Origin of the sequence: Rhizobium sp. CG4, from assembly GCF_023701965.1 — a bacterium.
Lineage (GTDB): Bacteria > Pseudomonadota > Alphaproteobacteria > Rhizobiales > Rhizobiaceae > Agrobacterium.
In genome coordinates this window covers 61,380-75,284 of record NZ_JABAEG010000007.1, presented here as the reverse complement: position 1 = coordinate 75,284, position 13,905 = coordinate 61,380, and the positions used below count along the sequence as shown (strand labels likewise).

The 13,905-nt window shown below is 54.5% G+C and carries 12 protein-coding genes; 6 read left to right on the top strand and 6 right to left on the bottom strand.

The genetic code is table 11. The features are described 5' to 3' along the window. Nucleotides 1-4 precede the first annotated feature (4 nt). The 5 genes from HGO37_RS18870 (at nucleotide 5) to HGO37_RS18850 (ending at nucleotide 5,593) form a co-directional block, all read left to right on the top strand. Entirely contained in the window at nucleotides 5-985 is a 981-nt protein-coding gene (locus HGO37_RS18870) for a Bug family tripartite tricarboxylate transporter substrate binding protein (RefSeq protein WP_250984673.1), read from the top strand. 67 nt (nucleotides 986-1,052) lie between these two features. After that, nucleotides 1,053-1,532, top strand: coding sequence for a tripartite tricarboxylate transporter TctB family protein (locus HGO37_RS18865; protein ID WP_250984672.1), 480 nt, complete (start codon nucleotides 1,053-1,055; stop codon nucleotides 1,530-1,532). A gap of 38 nt (nucleotides 1,533-1,570) precedes the next feature. Further along, nucleotides 1,571-3,070 (top strand): tripartite tricarboxylate transporter permease, encoded by a 1,500-nt coding sequence (locus HGO37_RS18860; protein ID WP_192490131.1) that lies wholly within the window; start codon nucleotides 1,571-1,573, stop codon nucleotides 3,068-3,070. Between the two features lie 48 nt (nucleotides 3,071-3,118). Then, entirely contained in the window at nucleotides 3,119-4,855 is a 1,737-nt protein-coding gene (gene araD, locus HGO37_RS18855) for an L-arabinonate dehydratase (protein ID WP_250984671.1), read from the top strand. A 27-nt stretch (nucleotides 4,856-4,882) separates the two neighbouring features. Beyond that, nucleotides 4,883-5,593: a ribonuclease activity regulator RraA gene (locus HGO37_RS18850; RefSeq protein WP_250984670.1), complete on the top strand. Its 711-nt coding sequence runs from the start codon at nucleotides 4,883-4,885 to the stop codon at nucleotides 5,591-5,593. Between the two features lie 169 nt (nucleotides 5,594-5,762). On the opposite strand, the gene HGO37_RS18845 is transcribed toward HGO37_RS18850, so the two are convergent. The 5 genes from HGO37_RS18845 to ehuB form a co-directional block, all read right to left on the bottom strand. After that, nucleotides 5,763-7,925, bottom strand: a complete 2,163-nt coding sequence (locus HGO37_RS18845; RefSeq protein ID WP_250984669.1) for a mechanosensitive ion channel domain-containing protein — start codon at nucleotides 7,923-7,925, stop codon at nucleotides 5,763-5,765. A gap of 119 nt (nucleotides 7,926-8,044) precedes the next feature. Then, entirely contained in the window at nucleotides 8,045-8,818 is a 774-nt protein-coding gene (gene ehuA, locus HGO37_RS18840) for an ectoine/hydroxyectoine ABC transporter ATP-binding protein EhuA (RefSeq protein WP_250984668.1), read from the bottom strand. After that, nucleotides 8,815-9,507: an ectoine/hydroxyectoine ABC transporter permease subunit EhuD gene (gene ehuD / locus HGO37_RS18835; protein WP_250984667.1), complete on the bottom strand. Its 693-nt coding sequence runs from the start codon at nucleotides 9,505-9,507 to the stop codon at nucleotides 8,815-8,817. The genes ehuA and ehuD overlap by 4 nt, the downstream gene beginning before the upstream one ends. A gap of 3 nt (nucleotides 9,508-9,510) precedes the next feature. Further along, a complete protein-coding gene (gene ehuC / locus HGO37_RS18830) occupies nucleotides 9,511-10,182 on the bottom strand; it encodes an ectoine/hydroxyectoine ABC transporter permease subunit EhuC (protein ID WP_250984666.1) in 672 nt (223 codons plus the stop codon). A 65-nt stretch (nucleotides 10,183-10,247) separates the two neighbouring features. Next, nucleotides 10,248-11,117, bottom strand: a complete 870-nt coding sequence (gene ehuB, locus HGO37_RS18825) for an ectoine/hydroxyectoine ABC transporter substrate-binding protein EhuB (RefSeq protein ID WP_250984665.1) — start codon at nucleotides 11,115-11,117, stop codon at nucleotides 10,248-10,250. 409 nt (nucleotides 11,118-11,526) lie between these two features. Here ehuB and HGO37_RS18820 point away from each other — a divergent pair, with 409 nt between their 5' ends. Beyond that, on the top strand, nucleotides 11,527-12,009 hold the full coding sequence (locus tag HGO37_RS18820; protein WP_192490138.1) for a MarR family winged helix-turn-helix transcriptional regulator: 483 nt from the start codon (nucleotides 11,527-11,529) through the stop codon (nucleotides 12,007-12,009). Between the two features lie 431 nt (nucleotides 12,010-12,440). Here HGO37_RS18820 and HGO37_RS18815 read toward each other — a convergent pair whose 3' ends face one another. After that, the gene (locus HGO37_RS18815) at nucleotides 12,441-13,901 is read right to left on the bottom strand and encodes an aldo/keto reductase (RefSeq protein WP_192490139.1); all 1,461 of its coding nucleotides are present in this window, start codon (nucleotides 13,899-13,901) and stop codon (nucleotides 12,441-12,443) included. Nucleotides 13,902-13,905 lie beyond the last annotated feature (4 nt).

Genomic DNA, 13,905 nt, shown 5'->3' with positions numbered 1-13,905 from the left:
TATAATGAACCTCAAACGTTTCATGACGTTGGCGGCCGCTACCGCCATATTGGCTGTAGCTAGCTCACAGTCGAGCCAAGCTGATGACTATCCATCCAAGACCGTTACGGTTGTCGTTCCATTTGCCGCTGGCGGAAATACGGATACCTTTGGCCGTCTGGTTGCCGAGCAACTGGACAAGAGGCTGGGGCAACGTTTTATCGTTGAAAACAAGCCCGGTGCCGGTGGCAATATCGGTCTTGGTGATCTGGCCCGTTCGAAGCCGGATGGCTATACGATTGGCATGGGTACGGTGAGCTCCAACGCCATCAATCAGACGCTCTACAAATCTTTGCCTTATGACAAGGAAAAAGGCTTTGCGCCAATTTCGCTGATTGCGAGCCTGCCCAACGTTCTGGTTGTCAATCCAGACAAGATCAAAGCCAACTCCGTTGAAGAATTGATCACTTTCCTGAAATCCGAGCCGGGAAAGCATACATATGCATCGTCCGGGGTTGGTACATCCATCCACTTGGCTGGCGAGCTTCTGGCAACCAAGGCTGATCTTAAAATCACCCACGTGCCGTACAAGGGCAGCAGCCAGGCCATTCTCGATGTCGTGGCCGGTCACGTGGACATGATGTTTGACAATATCCCGACCGCGGCCCAGCAGGTGAAAGCCGGAAAGGTCAAGGCGCTCGCTGTAACAAGCCTGGAAAAAGCCAGCCTGTTGCCAGATGTGCCGACAATGGCAAGCGTTATTCCGGGATTTGAAGCAACTTCATGGCACGGTCTGTTTGCGCCCGCCGGTACTCCGCCTGAGATTGTTGAAAAACTGAGTAAGGAAGTTCAGGCGATCATTGCAGATCCGGCGATGCAGGAGAAACTTAAAGCCATGGGCGTAACGCCTGTCGGCAATACGTCGGCTGAATTCCAGGCCTTCATCGACAGTGAAACGGTCAAATGGGCCGAGGTTATCAAGGCTGCCAACGTGCCGCTGCAGTGATGTTATCTGCCGGCAGGAGTTGAACGCAGTTCCGGCCGGTACATTTTACACACGCGAGTATCATGCCATGCTGAAGATAAAAAACGGCCGCGACTTCGTCGGCGGCGTAACGATGATTTGTACCGGTCTCCTGTTCATTTGGTTCGGGCGGGATCTACAGGTAGGCAACTCTTTCCAGATGGGGCCTGGCTATTTCCCAACCATGCTGAGCCTGCTGCTGATGGCCCTTGGAACTCTGATCATTGTGCAGTCACTGATAGTTGAGGTGGAAGATGATGGGCCTGAAGCGTGGAACTGGATGGCCTATTTTCTGGTCATTCTCGCGCCCATCGGCTTCGGACTTCTATTGGCCAGACTAGGTCTTGCCGCCACAATGTTCCTGCTCATCGTCGGGGTTGCCACGGCAAGTCGTTATGCGAACTGGCGTCATGCCATCTTACTTGGTTTGTTTCTCTCTGCCTGTTCTGTTCTGCTTTTTACGAAGCTCTTGTCGCTTCCCGTCAGTGCCTTCGGGCCTTGGATTCCTTTCATCGGTGACTTTTTCTAAGGTTTGCCAGCCAGCCGCGCAACCGGATTGGATTACACATGGACATCTTCTCTAACCTCTGGCTCGGTGCCTCAACGGCCTTCATGCCGATGAACTTGTTTTACGGTTTTATCGGCTGTCTTCTCGGGACTGCGATCGGCGTGCTGCCGGGCCTTGGTCCGACCGCCACAATTGCAATGCTGTTGCCGATTACCTTCGGGTTACCGCCGGAATCTGCGCTTATCATGTTGGCGGGCATATTTTACGGCGCGCAATATGGCGGATCGACAACCGCAATTCTGATCAATCTTCCAGGTGAAAGTTCTTCTGTCGTTACCGCCATTGACGGGTATCAGATGGCACGAAATGGCCGTGCGGGTGCCGCGTTGGCAACCGCAGCCCTTGGTTCATTTTTTGCCGGTTCGGTTGCGACCATCCTGCTTGCTGTAGCCGCGCCGCCACTGGCATCCGTTGCGCTCAAATTTGGGCCCGCAGAATATTTCTCGCTGATGGTGCTGGGGCTTGTCGCCTCTGTTGCACTTGCGAGCGGCTCACTGCTGAAGGCCTTTGCCATGATCGTGTTTGGTCTCGTCCTCGGCACCATCGGCACTGACGTGGAAAGCGGTACGCCACGCTACGTGTTTAATGTCCCGGAGCTTTATGACGGCCTGAATTTCGTGGCAGTCAGCATGGGAATTTTTGGAATCTGTGAAATCCTGCGCAATCTGGAAAATGAGCAGGAGCGTTCGGTCGGCGTCAAACGGGTCACAGGACTGATGCTGTCGAAGGATGATTTTCGGCGGATTTGCGCGCCGGTTCTGCGCGGCACCGCACTGGGGTCTTTTCTGGGCGTTCTTCCAGGTGGTGGCGCGATGCTTGCGTCCTTTGCTTCTTATGCGGTGGAGAAACGGATTTCTCCCAACAAAGCCGAATTCGGCAAAGGCGCAATCGAAGGCGTTGCTGCCCCTGAATCTGCAAATAATGCCGGTGCGCAGACATCGTTTATTCCGATGCTTACCCTTGGCATTCCCGGAAACCCTGTCATGGCGCTGATGGTTGGTGCGATGATCATTCAGGGTATCACACCCGGACCGAATGTGATCTCGGATGAACCGGCGCTGTTTTGGGGCATGATTGTCTCAATGTGGTCGGGCAATCTTATGCTCGTCATCCTGAACCTGCCGCTGATCGGGCTTTGGGTGCGCATGTTGACGGTGCCGTATCACTTGCTGTTTCCGGCGATTATCGGTTTCTGCTGTATCGGCGCCTATAGCATCAACAACAGTGTGTTTGATGTCTTTGTCATGGCTGCCTTCAGCGTTATCGGTCTTGCGCTCAGCAAGATGCGCTTTGAACCGGCACCATTGCTCTTGGGTTTTATCCTCGGGCCGATGCTGGAAGAAAATCTGCGGCGAGCCATGCTGATCAGCCAGGGTGATCCGACCATCTTCGTACGCAGCCCTCTTAGTCTGTCATTGCTGGTCTTTGCCGTTGTCGTACTGGCTCTCGTATTGTCGCCGAGCATCAGTCGCAAGCGGGATGAGGCATTCACTGAATAACGGATATTATCGATCCAGCTTGGGTGCCCTGTGGCACGGGAGTATGAAATGGCAGACCGGAAAACCTACAATGGGTTGCGCTCAGCGCGCTGGATGATACCGGACGACCAACGGTCGTTCGGACACCGATCGCGCACCATGCAGATGGGTTACGCGCCGCAAGATTGGGAAGGTCGACCAATCATCGCGATCATCAACACGTGGTCGGATGCGCAGCCCTGTCACATGCATTTCCGCGAGCGCGTTGACTGGGTCAAGCGCGGCGTACTGCAATCCGGAGGTTTTCCGATGGAGTTGCCAGCGCTCTCATTGTCGGAGAATTTCGTGAAACCGACGACAATGCTTTATCGCAACATGCTTGCGATGGAGACAGAGGAATTGCTGCGTTCACATCCGGTCGACGGCGCCGTGTTGATGGGTGGTTGTGACAAGACCACGCCAGGTCTCGTCATGGGCGCCGTATCGATGGGCATTCCGTTTATCTATCTGCCTGCAGGACCGATGTTGCGTGGTAACTATGCAGGCAAGGCACTGGGTTCTGGCACGGACGGTTTCAAATATTGGGATGAGCGGCGCGCCGGAACAATTTCCCAAGAGGAATGGCAGGGCATTGAAGGTGGTATTGCCCGAAGCTATGGCCACTGCATGACAATGGGCACGGCATCAACGATGACCGCGATTGCCGAGGCTATGGGACTTACGCTTCCCGGAGCCTCGTCTATTCCAGCTGCTGACGCCAACCACCAACGCATGTCTGCCGCGTGCGGACGGCGCATTGTCGACATGGTGTGGGAAGACCTCACTCCGGACAAAATAATTACCCCAGCGGCCGTGAACAACTCAGTGACGGTCGCCATGGCAACAGGCTGTTCGACCAATGCGATCATTCATCTGATTGCAATGGCCAGGCGTGCCGGCGTTCCGCTGGAACTGGATGATCTTGATCGTATCGGTCGCACAACACCTGTCATCGCCAATATCCGCCCATCCGGCACGACCTATCTGATGGAAGACTTTTTTTATGCTGGAGGCCTTCGCGCGTTGATGAAACAACTCGGTGACAAGCTTGACCCGAGCGCCATCTGCGTGACGGGCAAGCCTCTGGTGGAAGGGCTGGATACGGTAAAAGTCTGGAATGAGGATGTTATCCGGCCGCTGTCAAATCCTGTTTATCATGAGGGTTCGCTTGCCGTGTTAAAGGGCAATCTGTGCCCGGATGGCGCCGTCATCAAGCCGGCCGCCTGTGATCCTAAGTTTCACAGGCACAAAGGGCCGGCACTTGTCGCCGACAGCTACCCCGAACTGAAGGCTATCATCGATGATCCTGATTATCCGTTGACGCCTGAGACCGTTCTGGTACTGCGCAATGCCGGACCGCAGGGTGGCCCGGGCATGCCGGAATGGGGAATGATACCCATGCCAAAGGCGCTGCTGAAACTCGGTCTGAGAGACATGGTACGCATTTCCGATGCCCGCATGTCCGGCACGAGTTTTGGCGCCTGCGTGTTGCATGCCTCACCTGAAGCATTTGTTGGCGGTCCTCTGGCGCTGTTGAAAAGCGGCGACATTGTCGAACTCGACATTCCCGCTCGCAGTCTCAACATGCTCGTCCCAGAAGCGGAGCTTGTGGCGCGCCGCGCCGCGTGGGCCGCGCCTGAGCCACGGTATGAACGCGGTTACGGCTTTATGTTCACCAAGCACATCGAGCAGGCAGACAAGGGTTGCGATTTCGATTTTCTGAAAACCGAGTTCGGCGCAAAAGTGTCCGAGCCCGCCATCAATTGAGTAACACGTATTTGGAACGAGGATAATATGAACCCCGATACCCGTGAGAAACTGATGGGCGTATCCGTTGCAACGCTTTGCTCGGCGCTCTACAAGCGCGGCTTGAAAAACCAAACTATCCAGGATGTGCGGCCGGTACGACCAAAGGGCCGCAACATGGTCGGCCCGGCATTTACGCTTCGCTATATGCCAGCGCGTGAAGATCGTAATCCGATGTCCGTGTTTCGCGATCCAAAACATCCACAACGCCATGCCATCGAGACCTGCCCGGAAGGTTCGGTACTGGTCATGGATAGCCGCAAAGACCCGCGGGCGGCTTCGGCTGGTGATATTCTGATCACAAGGTTGATGGTGCGTGGCGGGGCAGGTGTCGTTACAGATGGCGGCTTTCGCGATGCAATGACGATTGGGGAACTGGACATTCCAGCCTATCACAACCGACCATCGAGCCCGACCAATCTGACGCTGCATGAGGCAATTGATATCAACGTGCCGATCGGCTGCGGTGACGTGGCCGTTTTTCCAGGAGATATCATGGTGGGTGATGACGACAGCGTTATCGTCATACCCTTTGAAATTGCTGATGAGATTGCTGACGAGGCCGTCGAGATGACGGCCTATGAGGATTTCGTCACGGAACGGGTTAAGGCAGGCCACACAATTATCGGTCTTTATCCGGCAACGGATGAAAGCAACCTGGCCCTGTTTGCTGAATGGCGTCGTATAAATGGCAGATGAAACGCTGCCATTACGTCCAAAGGCTGAGCTAATCTCTGACTGCTCGCAAAGAACGGACAAGATGTGGACGTGACTTACTGGGCGCAACGAAGTTGTGTTGTCCCTAACAAGTGCTGCTGACGCAGACGACCCGGCCTGGTCGTGTCAGGTCCTGACCGTGATGGAAGTCTTATGAAATGTTGGTACTTGGTAGGTTGCCGGAACCGCTGGCGTCAACGGCGAGGGAAATGTGAGGGAACGGGATGTTGATGCCGCGCTGATCGAAAACTTGCTTGATGATTTCGTTGTAGGCTCGCCCAGTTCCCCAATGACTGCCAGCCAACGTCTTGATGCGTGCTCTGACAGTTATGAAGCTGTCGCCGAAAGCGGTGATGCCGTGCATTTCCAGGTCGTCAATCACCTTGTCTTTCCACTCCGTCTGCATCAGCAAATCAAAGGCCTCTTGCATGGCACTTTTGACGGCGCCAATGTCTTCCCTGAGTCCCACACGGATTTCCGCAACATGATAGCCAAAATCCTTCATGAGATTGGAGACAGTGTCGACCGAGGAAAATGGAATGAGGTGAAGTGTGCCATCCAGTGAACGTATGGAAACGGAGCGAATGGTAAGCTTCTCCACGGCGCCGGTCACGTTACCAAGGCTGACGATATCGCCCTCGTTCATGACATTTTCAAGTTGAATGAAGACGCCAGTAATTATGTCCTGCACGAGCTTCTGTGCACCGAAACCAATCGCAAGACCAAGTACGCCAGCGCCCGCCAAGAGTGGTGCGATGTTCACGCCAATTTGTGCCAGTGCAAGCATTGTCACCAGGATCACAAGTGCAATGTTGAAGGCGTTACGAAACAGGGAGAGTAGCGTCTTCTCGCGACTTGTCGGTATCGAACCAAATTCGGGATTGAGCCGGTATTCGATCCATGATGACATAGCCAAATAGGCTAGAAAGCCAAGCAAAAGGATGACCAGTGCGGCAATGGTTGATGTTGTGAAGCGTTGGCCGGTCTCCGATGCCAACCAGCCTAGAAAATCGATCAATCCCCAGGACTGAGCCACCGCGATCAGAACCCCTGCCGACACCAGAGAGCGGACGATCTGCATCATCAGCGGAACGAAGGCTTGTAGCCTCGCCTGAAGCATTGGCAGACGAAGCCGTACGTCGTCCGGCAGTCGAAGGCCAGCATTTGCAAAGCGCGCCACGAACGCGATCACCAAGCCCCCAAAAATGAATGCTAGGATCGATTTGACCGTTGCTGACACCATGAAGGGCAGCGCAATTGCCGGATTGACGAGCCAAACGATAAGAGCCGAGACGACATACGCGATTGCAAGAAGGTGCCATATGCCGGCCAAAAATGCTCCGCTACGACTGATGAAGTCGACTCGACCGTTTGCCGCTCTCGCAGAGAGTGATTGTCTCACCCGGTCACGGTTTTGTAAAATAATGATCACAGCGATGAGCAAAACTGTGAGCATCACCACGACGCGAACCACTTGCGCTGCCGTGTCAGAGGCAAGCGAGGCGATAACGGGTGCCACGAACAAGAACGTATAGCCAATGAGCGAGATTATTCGCGCCAGCCAGAAATACCAATAGGCTGCGGTCGTATCGCATACAGGAGGCAGGCGAAGAGCTGGAAAGCGCGGCTGCAGCATCGTCCGCATGGCGACCTTCAGCAGTTCTACCATGAGAAATGCATTGAGAAGCAGTGTCTGGTTGATGTCCATTCGGCCCGTGCCGCCGCCAACCACCTGAAGGGCGATAATGTAGCCTGCACCCCAAGACAAAGCGACAGCCATAATGTCGATGAGCGTTGATATGGCCGTGAAAAGCACGCGCAAAGACCAGTGTCTGCCATCGGCTCGGCTTGCAAAACGGTGCTGTAGAAAATGAGTTGTCATGCGCAACACGAGATAAGACGCAAACAGCGCTGCCCCGACCAGAAGCGCGTTGAGAACAAACGCCTGAAGAGCGCGATAATTCATGCTGTCTGGTTCGGAGATAATCGTCGCTATGCTGGAGACACCCTCCCAAACGGCCTCTCCTCCAGTGACGATATGCTCTGCCGCCGCTTTTGTTTGTTCTGCAATCTGGCGAGCAATCGTGGGCTCACCGGAATCTGGTGTGGTCGAGGCTTGGGCTGCAGCTTCACTTTTCAGTCGGCTCAACAGTGCGTGACGCGCTTCTTCGTTCTCGAGGATACGGATCAGGTCATCGACACTGCTGGCCTGCTTTGAAACGGCTTCGCTTCCGTTCTGGGCGAATGATGGGGCGGATAGCAGGATCATCGATAGAAAGAGAATGAAACTGGCAACGATATTACGTGCACGCATGCTGGCCTTCGAAGTCTGGGCTGAAATAAAAAGGTTCGCATTGTCGCTGGCCACGGCCCGGACAGCATCACTCCCGCTGCTGACAAGAGTGAGTGTCGTTCCGGGCAGGGTTGCCGAACCTAGTTCAACACGGCCTGGAGAAACTCTCTTGTCCGCACCTCGGTTGGATCGGTGAAGATGTCTTCAGGCGCACCTTCTTCTCGAATTCTCCCGCGGTCGAAAAAACACACGCGGTCGGAGATTTCCCGCGCAAAGCGCATTTCGTGAGTTACCAGCAGCATGGTGAGATCATGTTCATCGGCAAGCTTGCCAATCACATTTAAAACTTCACCGACAAGTTCCGGATCGAGCGCTGACGTTGGTTCATCAAACAGTAATATGCTGGGCCGCATGGCGAGCGCGCGGGCAATTCCCACGCGCTGCTTTTGTCCTCCCGAAAGCTGGCTGGGATATTTGTTGGCCTGATCAGAAAGGCCTACAAGTTCCAGCAGTTCCTCTGCGCGCAACCGGGCGTCAGCTTTTGATAATCCGAGAACCTGGACTGGGGCCTCCGTTATGTTCCGCAGCACCGTCATGTGGGGAAACAGATTAAAGTGCTGAAACACCATACCAAGTTTGCCGCGCATTTTGCGAAGGTGCGCTTCGCTTGCCGCGATCAGTTCGCCACTGGCATTTCGTTCGTGCCACAGAGGCTCCTCATCCACGGTGACGCTTCCCTCATTGATACCTTCCAATGTCATGAGAATTCGCAGGACAGTGGATTTGCCCGAGCCCGAAGGGCCGATGATGGAGACTTTCTCACCCTTGCGGACGTTAAAGTCCAATTTGTTGAGGACGGTGAGGTCACCGAAGCGTTTTACCACCTTGTCGAACTTTACGATTGTATCAGTCATTTCAGGGGAATTCCTCGAGTGGGTAGCGAGGCGTCGACAAGGCGAACCCCGGCAGACGCAATGATGGTCATGATGAGATAAATGAGGCCGACCATCGACAGTGGGATCAGGTAGTCGAACGTGCGGTCTCCAACTATTTTGGCGACGTTCAACATTTCCAGAACGGTTACTACCGAGAGGACGGGAACGTCCTTCATGATGGAAACGAGATAGTTGCCCATGGCCGGAATGATGCGTGGCACCGCTTGCGGCAATACGACGTGGCTGAACGTGCGTCGGGAACTCAGATTAAGCGCACGCGCCGCTTCGCGCTGGTCCCTGCCAACAGCTTCCAAACCAGCGCGATAGACCTCGGCCGTATAGGCACTGTACTGAATGCCAAGGGCCAGAGCACCGGTCATGAATGCCGGCAGAACTATGCCGTGCTCCGGCAGCACATAGTAGAGAAAGAACAACTGCACGAGCAATGGCGTGTCGCGTATGAACTCGGTAACTGCCTTGGCGGGCCAGGAGATGAAACGCGACGGTGCATTCTTGAGAACTGCCCAAACCAGACCAAGCACCAGGGCCACGACAAAACCTAACACAGCTGCCTGGATTGTGACCACAAGGCCATTGAGCAAGATCGGCAGGATGGAAGCCGCAAACGCAGAGGGACTGGACAGGTCCCATTCATAACCGAAGAGCATCGATCAGCTCCTTCCTGTACGCCAGCGGCTCACATAGAGTTCAACACTGCGCATGATCGCCGTGAGGACCAGGGCCATTCCGAAATAGGCAAACAAAAGCATTGTGTAGATCGTCGTGCTGTCCTGGGTGAAATTACGGATCTGTTCGGCGCGAAAAGCCAAGTCGCCGAGGCTTATGAGCGAAACCAGTGCTGTGTCTTTGAGGTTTTGCACTGCAAGATTTCCGAAGGAAGGCATCATTTCCGGCAGCGCCTGGGGTATAATGACTGTCAATAATGTCTGGCGCGGCGTAAAATTGAGCGCTCGCGCAGCTTCACGCTGATCCCGGTGCACGGCCACGATAGCACCACGCACGACTTCGGCTCCGTAGGCGCCTATGTTCAAACCGAGCGCTAAGACACCAGCGAGTATCGGGGGCAGGCGCAAATCAATTCCGATTGCTATACCTGCAAGCGGCAGCGCGAAATATAGCCAGAACAATTGCACCAAGAGCGAGGTGCCGCGAAATATCTCGATATAGGCAATAGATAAAACCCTGACGGTCACAAATCTGCTCAGTTTTCCGATTCCCGCCAGAAATGCGAGGATTGCACCCAGAACGGTGGAATAAGCGGTCAACTGAATTGTAACCCAGGCTCCCTCGAGAAGCGGTCCGAAATATTCGGTCCAATGCATCGAATGATCCTTAGACTAAGATTTTTTGGCCCCGGAAGTTGAGCTTCCGAGGCGCTTTAACAGGATTAATTTGACACAGAGCAGAGTTCCTGTGTGCTGCGTTTGAGTGAGCCATCCAGATCGGATTGAGTGAAACCATAGGAGGTGACGATCTCCGCCCAGTCTTCAGTGTTCTTGATGTCAACAAGCGCCTGATTGACGGCATCACGCAATGTCACGTTGTCTTTTGCAAAGGTAAACCCGCCCCAGCTGCGCACGGCCTCTCCGTCAACGACCGGGTCAGTAAAGTTTTCTGCAAGTTCGACGCCATTATTCTGCTCAGCCAGGTTGCCGACAGTGAGACTTGTCGCGGCATATGCGTCGGCGCGTCCTGTGGATACAGTCGATATGGCATCTGCGTTGGCCGAGATGGTGACAAGATTGGCTTCGTCCACGCCAAGTTTCTGCATCATCTCAAGCTGGTCCGCGCCAGCCATAATTGCCACTTTCAGATCGCCGTTTTTGGCAAAGTCCTCGAAAGCATGAATGTTCTTTGGATTGCCACTGGCGACCAAAAGACCTTCGCCGTAAGACGTGTTCGGATCGGAAAAAAGGACCTGGTTGCATCGGTCTGGCAAGATCGCCATTTCTGCGGCGACCATATCGAAGCGGTTCGCCTGCAAGCCGGGGATAAGAGACGAGAAGTTGGTGGCAACCCATTCAATCTTTTCGACGCCCAGCTTTTCCATGATGACCTTTGCCACATCTGGACCGGCGCCTTTTGCTTCACCTGATGGGTCGACATAGCCATAAGGAATTTCATTTGCGACGGCGATACGCACGGTTCCGCTTTTTTTGATCTCTTCCAGGGTGGCGGCGTTGCCGGGATTAGCCGCCAATGCTGTCGTTGCGGCTAGTGTCAGCAGGGTCAAAACTTGCTGTGAAAATTTGGTCATACACGTCTCCTGATTTCATGCTTGGATGGACAAGTGACAAAGCTGATTTCGTCGCCGCATTTCCATCCCGCGCGGTGCGCGCGTGCCCGTAGTCGACAGGCTGTTCCAATGTGTAAAATCTGAAAAAAGCAGATTTCTGCTTTCGATAACACGCCATTTATTTAGATTAATCGAACTAAATATCAACCACAAAAAAGCCGCAAATTAGACTTCGATTCTCTAAAATATCGTCTAAATGCCTGAATAGACGGACTTTTATCCTCGTATATAATTTTCAATCGTTTCTATTTTTTGATTTTATGCTCGATAATGCTTAGCCTATCTAAGGATGTGGAGGGCATGTAAATGCATTCCTATTGTCTTTGGTTCCCTCTAGAGTTACAGCGCAGTGAACCGACAGGGAAAAACGATGGAAGATCGTACCAAGCTTGCACTGACAGCAATTCGAAAAATCTTGCGCGCGTCTGAGCTTAATTCAAAAGAGCTTATGCTAGAAACGGGCCTGACGCCGTCACAACTTATCTTCATGCAGGTGTTGGACGGGCAGGGTGAACAGACCGCGGGTTATGTTGCTGCTCACATGGGGATCACTCAGGCAACGGCGACTGCTCTGTTGAAAAAGCTGGAAGCCATCGGGATGATCCATCGCCGCCGCGGCGAGCGAGATCGCAGACAAGCTCTCTTGTCGATCACAGATCATGGCCAGAAAATTTTGGCCAAAGCGCCAAATGCGGTGCATGCCGAATTCCAGAAACATTTTTCCCGGCTTAAAGATTGGGAGCAAATGACACTTGTTGCGTCGCTTGAACGGGTTGCAGATATGCTTGACCCGGATCATGACGATCCGGCCGCAGTGTTTGACCATATGGTGCATTTATCTGGCGAACCATAATTCGCTATTCGGCATTGGCCCGTCCCGGTTCCGTGGGCTCGCGCATATGAGGTCTGCTCTACAAAAAATCGGCCAGGCGCGGTAGCGAGCAGGTGTGCGAAGATGTCTTCCGGCCAACAGGCTGGAAATTACGTATTTTTTACGTTGCGAGCAGAAAGGTCACGAAGCGTGACGCGCATGGCTTCGTTGCCATCGTTGTGGATGGTTCTGTACCGATAGTACGAGAACACACACAGGCGTCAAGACAGCCAGTGCTGGCGTGATGGCGCTTGCTGTTGGAGGCTCGTTGCAGCCACTGGAACCCTAAACCTTGCTCCTGCAGGGGCAAGGCCTGACATCAGCGGGGGTGGAGCCAGAAAACCCTTGGGCGCGCCCATCTGGTATCCGCGATGCAACTGTTTTGCCAGGCGCGACAGGGATTATTATCGGCTTCAGTCGCAGATCGCTTCCACCTCGATCTCAACCTCGTAATCCCCGATCAGATTGCCGGCCTCGATCAGTGTATTGGCCGGCAGGACCAATGAAAAGGCACGACCGTGAGCCCGGGAAACTGGTTCCCACTGATTAGCATCGCGCAAGTAGATTCGGGTTCGTACAACATCCTCCATACTGCCGCCCAGCGCGGAGATGGATGCTGCGATCTTATCAAGAATGTAGGTGGCCTGTGCGCCAGCATTTTTGGGCGCAACACATCGGTCCGCGCCATGGGTCGCTGTTGTGCCGGAGACGAGTATGCGACTGCCAATCCGGACCGCGCGGCTATATCCAGCGATGGGCTCCCAGATGCTGCCCGACGATACACGGGAACGACCAGGTCGGCCGGGGACAGGGACTGCGGTATAGATAGACGGGATGGCGTCCAGATGGTGACTGAGATCGCCAGATGCCGTTAGGAACGGTGGCTTGCGGTATTCATCGCCGCAGTCACCAGGAATGGGATGTGTTTTTGCAAAAGCTGCGTTAAGGGCCGCATGGTCCTCACCATCCAGCGCGAAGGAAAATACCTTCAGATTATCGTCACGATGCTCGTTTTCTCCGATCCGCGCGCCGACGATGGCCGCGGCGACAGCATTATGTTCGAGGACCCACCGGCTGGCGACATTGGAGATCGAGACACTGTGTTTGACCGCGATACCGGAGGCCGCCCGCAAAATGCCTTGAAACGCGTCCCACCCGCCGGCGGTGTCAATGAAGCGCTTATACTTCGAGCGGCTCCAGTCGGGGATGTTGACGGGTTCGGGCCGGTCGAGCCATTTTTCGGAGAGAAAACCGCCGCAAAGTGTGCCATAGGCCAGCAGCTTGACACCGCTTTTGGCGCAGAGATCGGACAACGCTCCGGCCGCCCGGCGATCAACGAGAGAGAACGAGACCTGATTGGTGGCGATCTCGATACCATCGGCCAAGGCCAACGACAGATGTCCGGCGTCGAAATTGGTCAGTCCTAACGCGCCGATCAGGCCCTCTTCGCGAAGGCGCTGCATTTCGTGAAGGGCGTCGAGCCATGCGGGGTGCTCAAAACTCCACCAGTGAAACTGAAGCAGATCGATACTGTCGACCCCTAGTCGGCTCAGGCGTTCCTCAACGCCGCGTCGCACGACATCCGCAGTCATCGGGCCGGGCTCGGGGCACCACTTGGTAAAAGCGACTGGTCTGGCGTTGCTGTCATAACGCGCCAAAAGACGTCCGGTAATCACTTCGGCCGAGCCATAATGATCTGCCATATCGAATGTGTCGAAGCCGTCGCGCGTGTAGGCTTGAAGTGCATCGGCGCCCTTGTCCGGGTCGATTACCGTGCCGTTCTTTTCGATATCGGCAACCTGCCAGAGCCCGCAGACAAGACGGCTGATTGAGAGGTCCTTGGTGATCGCGATGCGATCGGGCCGCTTTGCCATGGGT

Bases quoted from the DNA above. Each gene is read 5' to 3' on its own strand.
- HGO37_RS18870 (WP_250984673.1), top strand. From the start codon at position 5: ATGAACCTCAAACGTTTCATGACGTTGGCGGCCGCTACCGCCATATTG.
- HGO37_RS18865 (WP_250984672.1), top strand. From the start codon at position 1,053: ATGCTGAAGATAAAAAACGGCCGCGACTTCGTCGGCGGCGTAACGATG.
- HGO37_RS18860 (WP_192490131.1), top strand. From the start codon at position 1,571: ATGGACATCTTCTCTAACCTCTGGCTCGGTGCCTCAACGGCCTTCATG.
- araD (WP_250984671.1), top strand. From the start codon at position 3,119: ATGGCAGACCGGAAAACCTACAATGGGTTGCGCTCAGCGCGCTGGATG.
- HGO37_RS18850 (WP_250984670.1), top strand. From the start codon at position 4,883: ATGAACCCCGATACCCGTGAGAAACTGATGGGCGTATCCGTTGCAACG.
- HGO37_RS18845 (WP_250984669.1), bottom strand. From the start codon at position 7,925: ATGCGTGCACGTAATATCGTTGCCAGTTTCATTCTCTTTCTATCGATG.
- ehuA (WP_250984668.1), bottom strand. From the start codon at position 8,818: ATGACTGATACAATCGTAAAGTTCGACAAGGTGGTAAAACGCTTCGGT.
- ehuD (WP_250984667.1), bottom strand. From the start codon at position 9,507: ATGCTCTTCGGTTATGAATGGGACCTGTCCAGTCCCTCTGCGTTTGCG.
- ehuC (WP_250984666.1), bottom strand. From the start codon at position 10,182: ATGCATTGGACCGAATATTTCGGACCGCTTCTCGAGGGAGCCTGGGTT.
- ehuB (WP_250984665.1), bottom strand. From the start codon at position 11,117: ATGACCAAATTTTCACAGCAAGTTTTGACCCTGCTGACACTAGCCGCA.
- HGO37_RS18820 (WP_192490138.1), top strand. From the start codon at position 11,527: ATGGAAGATCGTACCAAGCTTGCACTGACAGCAATTCGAAAAATCTTG.
- HGO37_RS18815 (WP_192490139.1), bottom strand. From the start codon at position 13,901: ATGGCAAAGCGGCCCGATCGCATCGCGATCACCAAGGACCTCTCAATC.